This window comes from Microcystis sp. M44BS1, assembly GCF_020244875.1.
Lineage (GTDB): Bacteria > Cyanobacteriota > Cyanobacteriia > Cyanobacteriales > Microcystaceae > Microcystis > Microcystis panniformis.
The window spans coordinates 1-17,729 of sequence record NZ_JADBVM010000247.1 but is presented as its reverse complement, the minus strand read 5'-3'; the positions used below and the strand labels follow the sequence as shown (position 1 = coordinate 17,729).

General features: G+C 44.7%; 8 protein-coding genes and 1 pseudogene. 4 read left to right on the top strand and 5 right to left on the bottom strand.

Features of this window, described 5'->3' with window-relative positions:
* The first annotated feature begins 602 nt into the window (after positions 1-602).
* On the top strand, positions 603-884 hold the full coding sequence (locus IM515_RS19535; RefSeq protein ID WP_238141989.1) for a HigA family addiction module antitoxin: 282 nt from the start codon (positions 603-605) through the stop codon (positions 882-884).
* 214 nt (positions 885-1,098) lie between these two features.
* Here IM515_RS19535 and murB read toward each other — a convergent pair whose 3' ends face one another.
* Both murB and murC read right to left on the bottom strand, forming a co-directional pair.
* Positions 1,099-1,977, bottom strand: a complete 879-nt coding sequence (murB, locus tag IM515_RS19530) for a UDP-N-acetylmuramate dehydrogenase (protein WP_287628217.1) — start codon at positions 1,975-1,977, stop codon at positions 1,099-1,101.
* 401 nt (positions 1,978-2,378) lie between these two features.
* Positions 2,379-3,806 (bottom strand): UDP-N-acetylmuramate--L-alanine ligase, encoded by a 1,428-nt coding sequence (gene murC, locus IM515_RS19525; RefSeq protein ID WP_287628216.1) that lies wholly within the window; start codon positions 3,804-3,806, stop codon positions 2,379-2,381.
* A gap of 454 nt (positions 3,807-4,260) precedes the next feature.
* Here murC and IM515_RS19520 point away from each other — a divergent pair, with 454 nt between their 5' ends.
* Positions 4,261-5,277: a type I glyceraldehyde-3-phosphate dehydrogenase gene (locus IM515_RS19520; RefSeq protein ID WP_002731954.1), complete on the top strand. Its 1,017-nt coding sequence runs from the start codon at positions 4,261-4,263 to the stop codon at positions 5,275-5,277.
* 88 nt (positions 5,278-5,365) lie between these two features.
* Here the strand turns inward: IM515_RS19520 and IM515_RS19515 are convergent, their stop codons facing one another.
* On the bottom strand, positions 5,366-6,142 hold the full coding sequence (locus tag IM515_RS19515) for an ABC transporter permease (RefSeq protein WP_287628215.1): 777 nt from the start codon (positions 6,140-6,142) through the stop codon (positions 5,366-5,368).
* A 127-nt stretch (positions 6,143-6,269) separates the two neighbouring features.
* Here IM515_RS19515 and IM515_RS19510 point away from each other — a divergent pair, with 127 nt between their 5' ends.
* A complete protein-coding gene (locus IM515_RS19510) occupies positions 6,270-7,382 on the top strand; it encodes a DegT/DnrJ/EryC1/StrS family aminotransferase (RefSeq protein WP_287628214.1) in 1,113 nt (370 codons plus the stop codon).
* A 382-nt stretch (positions 7,383-7,764) separates the two neighbouring features.
* Positions 7,765-14,805 carry a LamG-like jellyroll fold domain-containing protein gene (locus IM515_RS19505; RefSeq protein WP_287628212.1) on the top strand — a complete coding sequence of 2,347 codons (7,041 nt, stop codon included), beginning with the start codon at positions 7,765-7,767 and terminating at the stop codon, positions 14,803-14,805.
* Positions 14,806-15,031: 226 nt separating this feature from the next.
* Here IM515_RS19505 and hflX read toward each other — a convergent pair whose 3' ends face one another.
* On the bottom strand, positions 15,032-16,735 hold the full coding sequence (gene hflX, locus IM515_RS19500; RefSeq protein ID WP_287628211.1) for a GTPase HflX: 1,704 nt from the start codon (positions 16,733-16,735) through the stop codon (positions 15,032-15,034).
* 87 nt (positions 16,736-16,822) lie between these two features.
* Positions 16,823-17,729, bottom strand: a pseudogene (locus IM515_RS19495) (HNH endonuclease); the annotation flags it as partial.

Below are 17,729 nucleotides of genomic sequence, written 5' to 3'. Positions count from 1 at the left end.
ACCGTTGACTGTATCTGGAGTAGAGCGATTCCGTAGAGTTGGCTGTATAGTGATCGCTAACCTGATTTTAACAGATAGTGTCATTAATCTCTAGAGTAAGGGATTCCCTCTGTAGCCATGTTTTTGCTGATATTCTGCCCCGAGACATGCTATAATGGTCTAAAGGTCAAATGTGAAAATTTTTGCCGCAAACACTGTCTGCGTAAGAGCTTCAGGATTTTGTGTCCAGTAGTTCATTAGTATTGTATTGCTTGAACTCAGGCTCTGTAAGACTTTTAGCCATAGCTAGTATGTTTATACGGGGGAAGTCCAGATATTAAAAATAGCCTCGTAGGTTGGGTTGAGCGAAACAATACTGAGGCGAAAATAGCTTAATTCGCTTGAAAAAGCGAAACCCAACCACCCCAAAGGTTACTCTTTGTTGGGTTTCCTTGCGTCAACCCAACCTACAATAATTGCTTACCCGGATTGGTACTTCATGAACTGGCAGGGCAACGTAAAGGAACCTGGACGGTGAGAGTATCTGGAAACTGGCGGATCACTTTCACCTTTGACGGTGTTGATGCTTGTGATGTCGATCTTGAGGACTACCACTGATGAAAATGCATAATCCACCACATCCTGGTGAAGTTCTTAAAGAACTTTGTCTCGAACCTTTGAATCTGACTGTCACTGAGGCTGCTGAAGCATTGGGTGTAAGTCGAAAAACCCTATCTGCCATCTTAAATGGTAGGGCAGGTATTAGCCCCGAAATGGCAATTCGCTTAGGGAAAGCTTTCGATACATCTCCTGAAAGTTGGCTCAATCAGCAAATGCAATACGATCTATGGCAAGCAGAGCAGACAATTGGCAATATCAAAGTCAAACGGCTATCAGTTGTCTAACCAGGGTTTGCAGCCGACGGACTCAACACCCCAGTGCGATGCCGAAGGCACTGCATAGCAGATCGCCGATCGCGTAGGGTGCGTTCCCTAATGTGGCTCCTACTGCCCCACCAATAGATTTTTGGGGAACACACCATGCTAGAGGATTATAAAAATATTTGCCGTCGCACTCCAGCCTATCGTGGCTGAGTTCAACCGTTATCGAGAAAAATAATTAAATCCCGTCAAATTCCCCTAAAACTTTCACCTCTGGTTCTAACCAGAGGGACCAGCGATCGAACACTTGTTCCTGCACATGACGAATTAAACGCAGAATATCCGAGGCTTTTGCTGAACCAATATTCAGGATAAAATTAGCGTGTAATTCTGATACTTGCGCCCCACCAATTTGATAACCTTTTAATCCCATTTCCTCAATTAAAGCCCCAGCATATTGTGGTTTAGGATTGCGGAAAACACTACCACAACTAGGACGATCATAGGGTTGGGTACTTTTGCGATGGCGTAAATTATGGGTAGTAATTGCCATTATTTCCTCGCTATTATCGGTAGCTTCTAACTGAAATGTGGCTTCGATAACTAAACGTTGATCCCCTTGCAGAGAAGAACTGCGATAACTATAATTTAAATCTTCTTTGCTTAAAGTTTCTAACTGACCATCGGGATTTAATACCAGCGCCCGCACTAATCGATCCGCCACACAGGAGGTATGCGCCCCCGCATTCATCACCACAGCACCCCCCACCGTACCCGGGATACCCACCGCCCATTCTAAGCCTCTCCAGCCCCGTTTTGCCGCTCTCCAAGCTATTTTCGGCAGGGGTTCCCCCGCCGCTGCTGTAATCGTAGCAGTTTCGGCATCAAAACAACTCGATCGCAGATGGCGAGTATTGAGAACAAGTCCGGGTAAACCTCGATCGCTGATTAGTAAATTTGAACCAGCCCCCAAAACAGTCAAGGGCAACCCTTGCGATTGCCACCAAGCGAACACTTCTCTTAATTCCTCTAGATTAACTGGTTCGGCATACCATTGCGCTCTTCCCCCCACCCGGTAGGAAGTGAAATCAGCTAGAGAAACAGAGGATTTAATCATAGGGTTTTAGGGGTTGGAAATTATAAATTATGAATTATGAATTATAACTTGGGGGTTGGGGAGATGGGGAGCAGAACGTAGGTTGGGTTGAAGCATGAAACCCAACGATCATGTTACTTATTTAGGGTCTGCTGAAAAAGTACGGGCGAAGCATTCGGATAGAAAATCTGCGGTTTCACCGATAGGTTATTGCCCGAATGCTTCGCCCCTACAGGACGCGGGCCGATGAAGACGCAAGGTTTTGAACGACGATTCTCTCAAAATCTTACACCTGTTTCGCTCATACAGCCACAAAACCCCTACCTTGCCTACATTTCACATTTATTCAGCAAACCCTATTTAATACTGCTCACTTAAAAACTCAAATCTGATAACTGATAACTGATAACTGATAACTGAATCTACACTCTAACCGCTAATTGTTCGCAGTAAAGAGAGAGCATTTCGGGGATAACTTGATTGAGATTGCCAGCACCGAGGAACAGAGCTAAATCGCCGGGTTGGAGAATTTCTAACAGGAATTGACCTAAAGAACTCAATTCGGGGTGATAGTAGGCGTTTTTATGGTGTTTTTTCACCTGTTCAGCCACTTGCTGCCCAGTGACGTGATTGATATTCACTTCCCCAGCACTATAAATATCCGTTAAGACTACCACATCGGCGGAACTGAAAGCGGAGCCAAATTCCTCTAAAAAGGTAGTGGTGCGACTGTAGCGATGGGGTTGGAAAATAGCGATCGAACGTTGGTACTGTTTGCCTTCTACCTTCAATTTTGCCGCTGCTAACGTGGCTAACAATTCGCTAGGATGGTGGGCATAATCATCGATAAAAGTAATGCCATTTGCTTCTCCCTTGTGTTCAAAACGGCGTTTTGCCCCGGCAAAAGTAGCGATCGCATCGGCAATAACAGCAAATTCTAAACCGAGATAACGTCCGATAGCAACCACTGCCAAAGCATTACTAATATTATGTTGCCCCGGGATTTTCACTTCCATTTGTCCCAGATAACTGCCTTTTTCCCAGACGGAAGCTTTCATCATTCCCTGTTCATAGATAATCTCGCTGACGGTGTAATCCGCACCTTTTTCGGGATCGAGACTATAACTAATTGTCGGACGGAAATGCTCGGCGATCGTGTCACAATCTAAACAAGCGACTAAAATCTGGCACTGATGGGCAAATTCATGGAAAGTATCGATAACTTCGCTTAAATTCTGGTAATGATCCGGGTGATCTAGCTCAATATTAGTGATTACGCCGATTTTTGGGGCGTGCTTGGTTAAGGAACCATCGGACTCATCGGCCTCGGCCACTAAAAAACGACCTTGACCAAGACGAGCGTTACCTTCCCAAGCGTCCACCTCACCACCGACAATGATCGTGGGGTCTAATCCCGCTTCTAACAAAACGTAACCGATTAAGCTGCTAGTGGTGGTTTTTCCGTGGGTTCCAGCAACGGCGATACTGTCGTAATCAGCGATTAAAGCCGCTAAAACGTCGCTACGGTGAAAAATTGGGTATCCTAAGTCTCTGGCCGCTCGATATTCCTTGTTATGGTCATTAATCGCCGTGGAGCAGATTACTTGCGGAACTGTTTGGCTACTGTTTTGAGGGCCGGGAGAATGAAATAAAGCTAAATTATTTGCCTCTTGACGGTGGAAAATGTGCGCTCCCGCTCCCTGTAGCCGTTGGGTGATATGAGTAGGACGTAAATCGGAGCCAGACACAGGTAAATTGCGCTTGGCTAAGATATAAGCGAGGGCTGACATCCCAATACCGCCAATACCGATAAAATGGAAAGGTTGGCCGTTAAAATTAACTTTTTTCACTTTTTTCACTCCTCAGACCCACAATTATATAAGTTTTAAACTCGATCGGTAGTAAAGTCAACCTCATGATAGGGGCATTTGAGCAGAATTCCCAAGTGTTGCCCAGTCACCTTGCAACATCCTTGACGCAGAATTAAAATTTTTTCTCCCAATTCCCTTTTTTTGGGGTGTGGGGTGTGGGGTGTGGGGTTTGGGTGTGGGGTTTGGGTGTGGGTGTGGGTGTGGGGTGTGGGGTGTGGGGTGTGGGGTGTAGGGTGTGGGGTGTGGGGAGGTGAGGAGAATAAATAAAAATAATCTCCTGTCTCCTGTCTCGTAGTCTCCTGTCTCCCGTCTCCTGAATGGTGAGCTAATAAATTATTTTCGATCGGGATCGTAAAGTTCAACCTTTAAGGTATGATTGGGAACATTAATTATTTTTTTATGTATTGCACTAAAAGGTAGAGGGCAAGCAGCAGTGATTAGAGTAGCGATCAATGGTTTCGGACGGATTGGACGTAATTTCCTAAGATGTTGGTTAGGACGGACTAATAGTGGCTTGGAGGTAGTGGGGATCAATGATACATCCGATCCCCGGAGTAACGCTCACCTGCTCAAATATGACTCGATGTTAGGCAAACTTAACGCTAATATCGATGCCGATGATAATTCTTTAATTGTTAACGGTAAAACCATTAAATGTTATTCCGATCGCAATCCCCTCAATCTGCCCTGGGCAGAATGGGGTGTAGATTTAGTGATCGAAGCTACCGGTGTTTTCGTCGATGAAGAGGGCGCTTCTAAGCATATTGTGGCAGGAGCTAAAAAAGTCCTCATTACCGCACCGGGTAAAGGTTCGGGTGTGGGAACCTATGTCGTTGGTGTCAACGCTCACGAATACGAACACGATAAATACAATGTCATCAGCAATGCCAGTTGTACCACCAACTGTCTTGCTCCTGTCGTCAAAGTGATTCACGAAAACTTCGGCATCATCAAAGGGACGATGACCACCACCCACAGTTACACTGGTGATCAACGCATTCTGGATGCTAGTCACCGGGATCTGCGTCGCGCTCGCGCCGCCGCCGTTAACATCGTTCCCACCTCCACCGGTGCCGCTAAAGCTGTAGCCTTAGTTATCCCGGACATGAAAGGGAAACTTAACGGTATCGCTCTGCGTGTACCCACTCCTAACGTTTCTGTGGTGGATTTAGTGGCGCAAGTGGAAAAAAGCACGATCGCGGAACAGGTAAACGAAGTCCTCAAAGAAGCTTCGGAAAATTCTTTAAAAGGAATTCTCGAATATAATGATTTACCCCTCGTTTCCTCTGATTATCGCGGTGTTGATGCCTCCTCGATCATTGATGCTAGTCTCACCATGGTGATGGGTGGCGATATGGTGAAAGTTATCGCTTGGTACGATAACGAATGGGGTTACTCCCAACGGGTGGTTGATCTCGCTGAAGTCGTTGCCAGCAAGTGGAAAGGCTAAATCAGTGATCAGTCAACTGTAATCGGTGAACAGTGGGCGTTAATTAGGAGTCAGGAGTGGTTAGTGATAACTGACTAACTGATAACTGTTAACTGATAAGTGATAAATTCTCACCGAAAAAGCGCCGATAGATTCCCTCTGTCACCAATTGAGCGGTGATTAGGTTAGCTAGGGCAATCATAAACAGGATCAGTATCTGGTAGGAAGCGGCGTTTAAAGGTTCACTTCCTGCCAATACCTGTCCGGTGAACATTCCGGGTAAACTGACTAAACCCACTACCATCATCTGATTGAGGGTGGGGATGAAACTGGCTCGAATCGCTTCTTTTTGGTAAAATGCGATCGCCTGTTGAGGGGTTGCCCCTAAACAAAGATGGGTTTCGATTTCCAAACGGTGACTTTTAATGGCACTGTTTAATCTTTCTCCGGCTAAAGAGGCACTATTCATGGCATTGCCTAACACCATCCCCGTCAAGGGAATCAAGTATTGGGGTGAGTACCATTGTTCTGGTTGAATAATTAAAGCGATCGCATAACCTAAAGTTAGACAGCTACTAATCAATAAAGAGCCAAAAACTAGGGGTAATAAGCCTTTATCTCGGCTATCGATGCGATTTTTAGCAACAATAGTCGCGATAGTCATCATTACTGCCAAAATCCCCAGCACTGCTAGAGGATTATCCAGGGAAAAAATAACGGCGATAACGTAGCCTACCACTAATAATTGCAGGATCGATCGACCAGTCGCCAATAATAATTGTCCCTCTAGGGCTAAATTTGACCAACGGGAGAGGATTAAACAAATACCCATCATCCCCAAAGCCCAACCCAAATCCACCAGATTTAGTTCTACTAATCCATCCATAAAAATAAAAGAAACAAATTACAACAATACTTCATCTATAGATAGCAAGTTTATAATTATTTTTGACTAATTATTCCTTTTTTTCCCCAACAAATCCCGATTAGTCTCTAATTTTGAGTGAAAGCGCGTGAGTAAAATTCCCCCCGTCGATTTATCCCGTCAATACCAAGTCATCAGCGAAGAAGCTAACCATGCCGTTTTAGAAATTCTCCGTTCTGGGCGCTATATTGGCGGTGAAGCTGTGAGCGAATTAGAACGACAATTTGCCCTCTATCACGGTGTTAGCGATTGTGTTGCCTGTAATTCGGGAACCGATGCCCTTTATCTGGCACTGCGCTCCCTCGGTATTCAAGCGGGGGATGAAGTAATTACTTCCACTTTTTCGTTTATTGCCACCGCCGAAGCGATTAATTTAGTCGGGGCAGTGCCAGTTTTTGTCGATATCGATATTAATACTTTTAACCTCGATGTGGCACTGTTGGAAAAAGCGCTTACTCCCCAGACTAAAGCGATTATCCCAGTACACCTTTTTGGGCAATCTGTCAATATGTCTGAGGTAGTAAATTTCGCTCGTTCCCATGATTTATTTGTAATTGAGGATTGCGCTCAGGCAACGGGAGCAGAATGGCATGGGCAGAAAGTGGGGAGTATTGGCGATATTGGCTGTTTTAGCTTCTTTCCTACCAAAAATTTAGGCGGTTGTGGCGATGGTGGCGCAATTACCACCAATAACCCCGAGTTAGCGGCACAAATTCGCATGATTAAAGAACATGGGAGCAAGGTGCGTTATTTTCATGAGGTAATCGGTGTCAATAGCCGCTTAGATGCCATTCAAGCGGTTATTTTGCAAATTAAGCTGAAATATCTCGATTTTTGGAATAATCAACGGATCGAGATTGCCCAACGTTATCGAGAATTACTGCAACCTTTGCCTAATATCACTTTACCTACCGCTTTAGCCGGAGGTAAGCACGTTTGGAATCAGTACACAATCCTAACGGAAAATCGTGACCAAATTCGGGCAGCTTTGCAGGAAAAAGATGTCCTATCCATGGTTTATTATCCGATTCCCCTACATTTACAGCCGGTTTATCAGTATTTAGGCTATAAAAAAGGTGATTTACCCATGGCTGAATTGGCCAGTGAAAAAGTGTTATCTTTGCCTATGTTCCCCGATTTAAGCTGCGAGGAACAACAACAGGTAGCCTATGCGCTGAAAGATTGTTTGCATAGTTCCTGAGTTATCAGTGGGAATTAGGAATTATGAATTATGAATTATGAATAATTTTCTGGAAATATAGTCTTTAAAGCCTTGTCTGGCAAGACTCCTACGAATGATAAGCACTGATTATCACACAAAGTCGAGGAGAGCCAGCAGTCTCCTAGATCATTTATCTCCCCCCTGAACGGTTAAAAGTGAAGATTTGCAACAAATATGAATCGGGCGGATAATCGCTGATAGGATTACCGAAGGCTGGAGGATTAAGGTAAAAAGTAGAGGAAATTTTCCTGAATAATCCGTAGTTATCCCGAAACCGAAAAGCCGATTAAGCGAGATTGCCTAGGTTAAGCGATCATCATTTTTGTCCTGTGGACTCCATCAACTAACAAAATAGACGATTATGTACTTACTCAAAGACAAACTACAACACATTAGTACAATTACCCACGAAGGCAAGATAGTGGTGTTCGCCACCGATGCCGAAGGGAAAATTTCCTACACAGTCAAGCAAGATGGGTTTGAAGATAGCTACCTCAACACCCCCGCCGACCAAAGAACCGGCTGGGAAAGCTGGAAAACACTAGAATTCCCCGATGAAGCTGATGACCAGTCCGTAATTGAGAAAGAAAAAGCCGAACTGACTGACCAACAAGATACCAGTCGATATCTCCTCAAATCCCTTTACAAAACCGAAAATGTAACCGCAGTTGCGCCAGTACAAGTCATTGCCGCCCTGGAACATATTTATGTTTTTCGGCAGTCCACCAGCAACACACTATTAGTGGACCGATTTGTGTTAGATGGCATGACCAATAAGCTGAACCGCAAGCTAGAAGTTCGGTTTAAGCGGAGTAAGCGGAAACACACCCCCACGAAAAATATGCAACAGGGGTCTAACGGACTGGTTAATGTGGATACCTTAGACTTTCGTGATGCCAACGGTAAATTTTTCTATGAACCCACCACCGAATTATGTTTAGTTAATAACCTGCACAAAGGCTGGTTTTCTGTGGTATTGGTTCCCACTATTGAAAATGATGTTTATCGCTGGCATATTTTCGCCTACAATAGCCAAACCAAGAAAGTCGAATTAACCACGATTCGCGCCTCGGAAGCAGGACTATTTGAGGTTAAAGATTACACCGTTTTTGAAGAATCAAAGGATAGCCTAGTTCCCCGAAAAATTCCGGGGGTGATTAAGCGGACTTTAGACATTAAGGATGTGACAGTCACCAACGGTTTATCGGCCACTAAATACGATTTACAACAGGCGCAAGAAACCCAGTCTGGGGAAGAACAACTGTTGAAAACTGCCACGCGATTAATGTTAGCAATTCCCACAGATAAAGGGGCAGCCGTTTTCAGTTTTGCCATCGCCGGGGATGGTACTTTAGGAGAAATTAACAAAAACCCCGATAGCAAGCTTATTCGCAGTCGTCAGCGAGAAGTTTTGTTACCCTTAAACACCTTAGATGAAATAAAAGCAATAGGTGACACAACCCCTCCTCCCCAAGGAATTATTAGCGGATTCGCCGCAGGAACTGATGAGGAAGATATCGAAGATTTAGTTAAAATATCCACCGATGGCGGTGCTTCAGGTTTAGCCAATTACGATTTGGTAAAAATCAGCGGCACCAGCGATTATCAAGGATTATATCCAACAATTAAAGTAGATAAAAATACCTTTGATATTGACATCCCCTTGGAGCGCGGCTTGGGTTATTGGGAAAAAGAAGACCAAGAAGAAGGTGGTTTGATTTTTGATGGCATGATTACCGCTTATCAAAAAACCGCCGATGGCAAATTACGAGTCACCTGTGCTAATCATGGCTTGGAAAATGGCGATCAAGTCCAAATTACCGGGACAGAAGACTACAAAGACAGCTACCCCGTGCGAAGAATTGATGATACCCATTTTGTCATTGAACGCAAATGGGCAATCGGAGAAGCTGTTAATGTGAAATTGGTGTCCCAAAAGCGACGGGGAATCGTATTTGATGGGGTAAATGATTATGTCTCTCTACCCGAGATGAATCACAATTTCTCCGAAGGAATTACCGTAGAAGCTTGGGTTTGGTATGACAGTTTTAAATCATATTCCCGAATTATTGATTTTGGTGATGGCTCGGATAGTAACAACATCCTATTGTGCAACGAGGCAACATCTAACACATTCCGCTTAAGGATAAAATCGCAATCAAAAGAACAGGCAATTAATGTACCAGGGGTATTAGAAACAGGAAAGTGGATTCATCTAGCGGCAACAATAGATGCTTCGGGAACTGCCAAACTGTACAAAAACGGTGAACAAATTCAGACAGCTAAAATCAACCTTCCCAGTAACCTCAAACAGACTAATAACTATATTGGCAAAAGTAGCTTCTCTAATGAGAGCTATTTTCAAGGCAAAATCAGCGATGTCCGTCTTTGGAAAATAGCCCGGACTGCCGAAGACATTAAAAATAGTATGTACCTACAACTGACAGGAAAAGAAGTCGGTTTAGTGGGGTATTGGCGCTTAGGTGGTATCTCCGAAGGCAAAGTAGTTGACTTTTCTGTGAACGGCAATGATGGCACTGTCTATGGTGAACCGTATGTCAGTGCTGCTACCCTTAGCCGTACACTGGGAAGCGAGTTAAATGCAGTTAAATATAGCAATTCTGAGCTATTTGCTGTCAGCGAACGGGCAACTTACGAGGAAAGTTTTGAGTTTAAAGTTAACTCACGCAATCCGGTTAATTTAGCCTATCTCGACAATGCCGATGGTAAAAATATTGGCACGAAGATTTTTACCTTTTCCTATTGGGGAAAAACCAGCCGCAGTGCCGAAGATAAAAAGACCATTTCGGCGGTACAAAATAAGTTTGAAGTCTTGGGTAATGGTTGGTATCGTGCTTCCTGTAATGTGACAATTCCCGATGAAGTCAGTGTGTTACGTTCCTTTGAAATTGCCAATGTTAAAGGAAATTGGCAATCGCTGGAAATTCGCAAACACCAGATTCGCCTCTTATCCGATAGTATTACGGAAGCGAAATACACAGACGATGTGACTTTGACAACTTTGGTGGATAACCATGCCACCTTAGCGGTGAAGTTAAAAGAACTGGAGGTGAAAGAGAAAGAGGAAATTGTTCTGCTCAAAGAAAAGCGAGAGTTAGACGCAAAACTTGCTGCATTACAAAATCTCGAAGAAACACGAAACCGTGTCAATCAATTAAAGCTTGACGTTTCAGCTTTTGTATCCCAAGAAGGAAATCTCAATCAAATTTACAATGATGCCCTGAATAACCCTTTGAATTATTGGTGTTTTATTCAACATAAACAAACAATCTTGTTTTGGGAACACCTGGAGCTTGACAGCAGCAACGCCGCAAGCGTAGAATTGATCTCTTCTTATGGTGATGATTGGACTAAGTGGAAATTTCTGGATGCAGGCGGGGGATATTACTATATCCAACATAAGCAAACAGGTTTGTTTTGTCAGACAACTTCCTTCATAAAGTCCATTTTATTGATGCTTCCTGCTTATGGTGATGATTGGACTAAGTGGAAATTTACGGATGCAGGCGGGGGATATTACTATATCCAAAATAAGCAAACAGGTCGGTTTTGTGAACACATGAGTGGCGATTATGTATTGATAGAAATGATCTCTTCTTATGGTGATAATTGGACTAAGTGGAAATTACAACCAACAAAAGAGCAAACCAATGATAAGATAGAAAGGGCTTATCGAAATTTGGAAGAAATACGCCAACAACTTAGTCTAGCAAGGACTGAATTAAACCAACTCGAGCAAATACTAAAGGAGGGTAAAAATAAGGAAGAAGGATGGAGAACTCGCCTAGTATCGGTTAATCGTGACCTCACCAGCATTCAAACAAGTATCAACACCCTGAACACTACCTTCCTCACTGCTGTCAAAAACACTCAGGCAAAGCCCCCAACTATGCCCGAAGTTGCTAAAGATAGCAAGGGGTTAGTGACTCAAGGATCGTTACTTGGTTTTGTGCAACCTGCCAGCCGCCTCAATGCCATTGAAACTTGTGAAGGCAATGTCCAATTGAGTTATTTTGACCGCGCAGGACGGATGCGACAAACGAACTATGATGCTACCGCAGACAGCAAAAATGCTACTTTTGAACAGTGGATTCCTGATGCTCAACGGGCCTGTTTGAACTTTAGCAACAGCAACAGTATCGTTACCTTAAATAAACCCTTTTATCTTGCAGATGACTGGAGTGTTGAAGCTTGGTTTGTTTATCCATTACCTGATTTAGGAGAATGGAATACCTTAATCCGAGGCAACGATGTGGATCATCACATCCTTCTTGTCAGAAATCGTAAACAGTTAGGGACTTATCTGACCAATGATTCCTTGGGGAATAACTTTTACGATAGCGGTTTCAATATGGAGTTGTTAACCGAGGGATGGCATCATATCGCTGCCGTCGGTCGGGGAGATACGACTCTGTTTTATATTGATGGCAAAAAAGTGGGTGATGTGAAAGCAAAAGCCCTAAAAGATGCCGAGCAGAATCTGACGAAAAACCCCAATGATGAAGGCGCAAAGAAAAAGGTTGAAGACCTTAAGAAAGCTAGTCTGAAAGCTAAGAACAATGTTGCGTTTATTGGTAACCGTAAGGAAGATTGGGAACCTTTTGGAAAAGTTGCCGAAGTTCGTATTTGGGTAGTTGCCCTAAGTGACGATGAAATTGCCGTCAACAGTAAAACCTTGCTTAGTGGTAACGAACCAGGTTTATTGGCTTACTACCCCATGAATGAAGCCACAGGAGTGGAAGTGCGCGACCATTCCGGTAATGGCAATAAGGCCACGGTATCTGGGGCAGATTGGTGGGGTTGTACGGCCCCCATTGGCAACCCAGGACATACAGTGATGAAGTTTGATGGGGTGAATGATTATATTGCTACCTCCAAGGGCTTGATGAATAATTTGTCCACCTTCACTCTGGAAGGTTGGGTGAAAGCTCTCTCCCTACCAGAAGGAAAAACAATCTCTCTATTTGGGCAAAACGATGTGATGGAATTTGGCATCGATTGCCAAAAACTGGTTGTTTGGACAAAAGACTGCGGTAACTGGTTTCATGCTGATGCTGTTTATCCACTTCATGAGTGGCATCATGTAGCAGTAGTTGGTAACGGCACAAATGTACTTCTTTATCTCGATGGAGTACCAATCAAAACTGGTGGTTCTCAAACCAAAAATTATGGAACCTCTTCTGATCCCTTTCAAATTGGCGCAGGAGTTTGGTCAGGAGGGAAAACAGATTTGTTTAACGGTAACATCGCTGAGGTTCGCATCTGGAAAGTTGCCCGTACCCAAGCAGAAATTCAGGCGGATACTTACAAGCGGCTGAGTGGTAAAGAACCAAACTTAGTAGCTTACTATCCCCTCAATGAAATCCGACTGGAAGGTAGTACCCGAAAAGTCCTAGACCTAGTGGGCAACAATCATGGCACTGTCTATGAAGCCGTGACGGTAGATGATAATACCCTACCCATCGGTAGCGATGCCCTAGTCTCTGCTGAGTACAGCACCGTGACTCTGGAATCATCCACAAAAACCAAAGTTGCCATCATGCGGCGGTTCTTTGCTTATCCCACTGCCAACGGAGTCACCCTGTTACCCGATAAGCGGATTGAAACCCTAGAACTGAAGTGGATTGGTAACGCCCAATTTGCTCCCACTTTGTTGGGTTATATTGAGGGTCCACCCCCCGTACCCAGTGAAAACCTAACCTTATCAGACGATTACAACGGTGCAACTTCTGTAGAATTAACCATATCGGAAGATGTGGCGTTTAGCTGGAATCGAGCACAAGATCATGGGTTAGGAGCAACAACTGATACCTTTACTGGAGCAGGGGGAACAATGTCTATCCTCACAGCACCTATGGGTATGGGAAGTTCCATCGAAACCAGTACCAGAGTCGGTTTCAAAGGTAATTTGGACTTCAGCTACCAATACCAAAATGAAAGTAACATTACTTCCAGTTCATCTCTGAGCATGACCGATAAACTGGAACTACGCGGCACACCAGAAGAAACTACTAAGTTTCCCCATTTGGGAACACGATTTATTCCCAAGAATATTGGCTATGCGTTGGTTGTTTCAGCCTTGGCAGATGTGTTTGTCACCCGACTAGCCCGCAGTGGCAGAATGGTGGGCTACCAAGTGCAGCCGGTAGATGGCATTCCTCCAGATGTCAACACCATCACCTTTTTGATGAATCCTGCCTACACGATGAACGGTAGCTTGGATGGGATGACTGGCAGCATTGCCACAAGCGATCGCTTCTTCAAGCACGTTCCCGAAATGCGTAGCCAGTACGGTTCCCTTTATCCCGCTAGTTACTATCGCCTGAAAGAGGCGTATGACTTAAAACGCCAAATTGAAGCGGAAGATAAACGCCGAGAATCTTACTTTTCTAACTTTGATGTGCGTTCCAATGGAACCTCTTTAGATCGGAATATCGACAGTGGACCTGCACCAACCACCATTGGAGTGCAACGGGAAGAAGACAAACCCAGTACCCAAATGACTGACGAGGAGAAGAAAAAGGAGCAAGACCAGAAAGTTGAACAATTTCAAGCAGATGCTGCCGCTGCTTCTGACAAGACCAACGCTGCCGCCAAAGCAAAACAGGCCGAAATCCAAAGCAAAATTAATGACCAAGAGAAACGAGCGCAAGCCATAGAAGGTTTTGCAAGCTGGCAGAAACGGATGGAAGATATCCAAATTCGGGCGGGTAAGCGCAATATCGTCAATACCTACGTTTGGGATGCCGATGGTGGTCTGCGAACTGAAGCTCAAAGCTTTGCCAACACCGTAGAGCATACTATTGGTGGCTCTTTTGCGATGAATGCCGGGTTAGGAGTTGAGAGTTCATTCTCATTAGGTGCTGATATAGAACTCACTGCCCAGGCTACGGTCAATTTAACTCAAACCATGAGCAAAACTGAAGCTCGGAGTAAGGGTTTTCAGTTGAATGTAGATCTGAGTGGTTTGGAGTATAAAGGCATCACCGATTACAACGATCGCCCGATTCTGCCCGGGGAAAAAGTAGATCGCTATCGCTTTATGAGTTTCTACCTGGAAGGAAGTACCGATAACTTCCACGACTTCTTTAACTATGTGGTCGATCCTGAATGGCTGCGTAGCAACGACGAAGAAGCGCGGGCCTTGCGTGAGACCCAAGCAGGTAAGCCCAATAAAGCCTGGCGGGTACTGCACCGGGTCACTTATGTGGAACGTCCGGCCTTGATGGGCTTTGGTCGAGATGTGCGTAAATTACGCGCTGCTGCGGCAGTCAGTGACAATCAAGCATTGTTGGATAAGATTGCTAAATTGGAGGAGGAAAACCAAAAACTTGAGAAGAAACTGGATACTATCATCGATTTGTTGAAAGGGCAGAAATAATTAGTAATTAGGGTCTGCTAAATAAATCTCAAATTAGGTGCCAGGTTTTGAGCGGTAGGGGCGAATTGCGTTCGCCCTCTTCAAAAACCTGGTATTTTTATTGGCGATCGCAAAGCTCTGATTCATCGGCCCGCGTCCTGTAGGGGCGAAGCATTCGGGCATAACCTATCGCTGAAACCGTAGATTTTCTATCCGAATGCTTCGCCCGTACTTTTTCAAACCCTAATTAAGCGATTAAATCGATTAACTTTTGTTTTAAAGTTTCCAATCCGAGGCGACGAATAGCCGAGATAAAAACAGCTTGGGGATATTTTTCCTTAGCCATTTCCAAATCGTCGCTTTTTACCTGATCCAACTTATTAAACACCATTAACATCGGACCGGTTTGAATCGGCATCTCCGAGAGGATTTTTAACACCGAGGCAATCTGACTTTCCCAAGCTGGATGGGACAGATCCACCAGATGGAGTAATGCTTCTGCTTCCGTTACTTCCTCTAAAGTTGCCCGAAAAGCATCCACCAGCGCGGGGGGTAATTCATGGATAAAACCCACCGTATCGGTTAGTAACAGGGTGTGAGAGACTTGGGTGAGGGAATCGGTAATAGTTAAGCGTCGGGTGGTGGGATCGAGGGTAGCAAACAGTTGATCGGCGGTATAAACTTCGGCAGCGGTGAGAGCATTAATTAAAGTAGATTTTCCCGCATTGGTGTAACCGACGATCGCCACACTGGCTACATCTTGTTTTTGCCGTTGTTTGCGTAAACGGGAACGATGAGCTTGCAGTTGATCCACCTCATCCTGGAGACGGGATAAACGACGTTGAATAGTTCGGCGTTCTGTTTCTAATTTTGTCTCCCCCGGTCCGCGAGTGCCAATTCCTCCCCCTAATCTCGACATGGCTAATCCGCGCCCGGTGAGACGGGGTAAAGTGTATTCTAATTGGGCTAATTCTACCTGTAGTTTACCCGCTTGCGATTGGGCCCGTTGGGCGAAAATGTCTAGGATCACCTCGGTGCGATCGACCACTCTCACCCCGATTTGGTTCTCTAGATTGCGAATTTGGGCGGGAGAAAGGTCGCGATTGAATACAACTAAATTAGCCCCCGAAGTTTGCACCTGTAGGGCGATTTCTGCCACTTTTCCCGAACCGATCACAGTTTGAGGATGGGGATGATCCCGTTTTTGTCGGGTGACTTGCAAAACTTTACCCCCGGCGGTATCAACTAAACGTTCTAATTCGCTTAAACCGTCCTCAAACTGGCGATCGCTCATATCGTCGGTCATTAAACCAACCAATAGCACCCGATCTTCGGCTGTATCAACGGTTATAGCCGTAAATTCTCGCTGAAACTCCGCCTCTAGTCCTTCCACTAACTCTAAAAAGTCCTGTTTGCTTAAATCCTCTAGATTTAAGGGCGGGGAGACAGACCAGTATATATTACTATTGACATTTGTTTGACTTTGTGGTATGAGATGCGCCAGATAGACTTGCTCCACATAACCGGTCGCCCCACCACCGCGACGGATCATGCCTGTGCCGGTTAGGGTTAAAATCACCAGTGCGTCTAATCTTTGCAGAGCCATGGCGGTTAAACTGGATTCTTTTGGCGGTTCCTGCTTGAGTTCCGTGGCGATGCAACGAATTCCGCAAAGACGTTCGGAACCGTAGCGGGGTAGTTCCAAGAGAGAAAATTGGGTTTGTCGGGGGGTTCCCACTCCCACACGAATTACCTGGCCGCGACGGTTGATATAGGTGCAGAGGGGTTGATGAATATCGGTACTGATGGCCGCCAGTCTTTGGGCGAATTCTGGGGTGGTGAGAGTATCGATAGGCAAGCGTTCATGGTACAGCCTTTGTAGCTGTTTCATCTGACTAGCTTTCAGTCCTTGGGTATTGCCGAAGATGGTATCGATAGGCTTTCCTCGCAATTAGGATTTTATTAGGGGTCGAGAAAATCGTCACCGACCTCCCCTCCCATTCAGAACCGTGCATGAGACTTTCACCTCACACGGCTCCTAGTTTGATTGTTCCCTTGTTAAGGATACAGCTTGACTTCTTTTGGTTTGGTCTAGTATTATCTACTATGTTAACATGGGTAGATGGTTCTAGGCTTCCATCAGATGCCGATTTATCATCGTGACAATGGCGGTGTAGTAATTGAAGGTTTTTGTATTCATCCTTTCCGCCTAAGCTTAGAGGGTGAATGTGGTCAACTTCAATTAAATCCGATGGAGTGAAGTATTGTCCACATCGGCTACACTTGCCTTGTTGCTTCTTAAGTAGTTTAGCTACTCTTGTTGGTGTATCGATTGCTTGTCCTCGTCTGGTCGCCCAGTAAGTCCAATTTCCGTCGTAAGGTGAAGCGTCGGGGCGAACTAAGGTATGTCTGACAATTGGTGTCCAATTATGTTTCCATAATTGAAGCCCATCTTTGGTTTTAAATAACCAAGATTCGTGTCTTTCTTTCCCATTGCTAAGTTTAACTGTACCCGGTCTAAAATAATTTCTCAGCTTTTTGTAGTTCGCTTTACCGCATCTTGATACTGTCCATGCCCTTAACATCAACCAGATTGTATAGTCTAGTTTATTGAAGGTATCTTTAGATACTACTCCTGAGTAGTAGTTAGTCCAACCTCTAATGATTGGGTTTAGGTGACTAATCAGGGCTGATTGAGGTGCTTTTTTGTGTTTTTTGATTACACCTTTAATCGCTTCTGTGTGGGCTTTAACTGCCTTTTGACTGGGTTTGATGTGGGTTTTGTGACCTATTAATTGGCTTCCCCCTCCTGTTTTCCCAGATTTATGTTTTCCTGTTGGGTATTGCCTGATATTGAATCCTAGAAAGTCAAAACCGGGTTCTTCCGTTCTTCCATTATATTCAATGGGTTTGAGCGTATGACACACTCTTGTTTTTTCTAGTTT

Bases quoted from the DNA above. Each gene is read 5' to 3' on its own strand.
- murB (WP_287628217.1), bottom strand. From the start codon at position 1,977: ATGATTAAATCCTCTGTTTCTCTAGCTGATTTCACTTCCTACCGGGTG.
- IM515_RS19535 (WP_238141989.1), top strand. From the start codon at position 603: ATGCATAATCCACCACATCCTGGTGAAGTTCTTAAAGAACTTTGTCTC.
- IM515_RS19505 (WP_287628212.1), top strand. From the start codon at position 7,765: ATGTACTTACTCAAAGACAAACTACAACACATTAGTACAATTACCCAC.
- IM515_RS19515 (WP_287628215.1), bottom strand. From the start codon at position 6,142: ATGGATGGATTAGTAGAACTAAATCTGGTGGATTTGGGTTGGGCTTTG.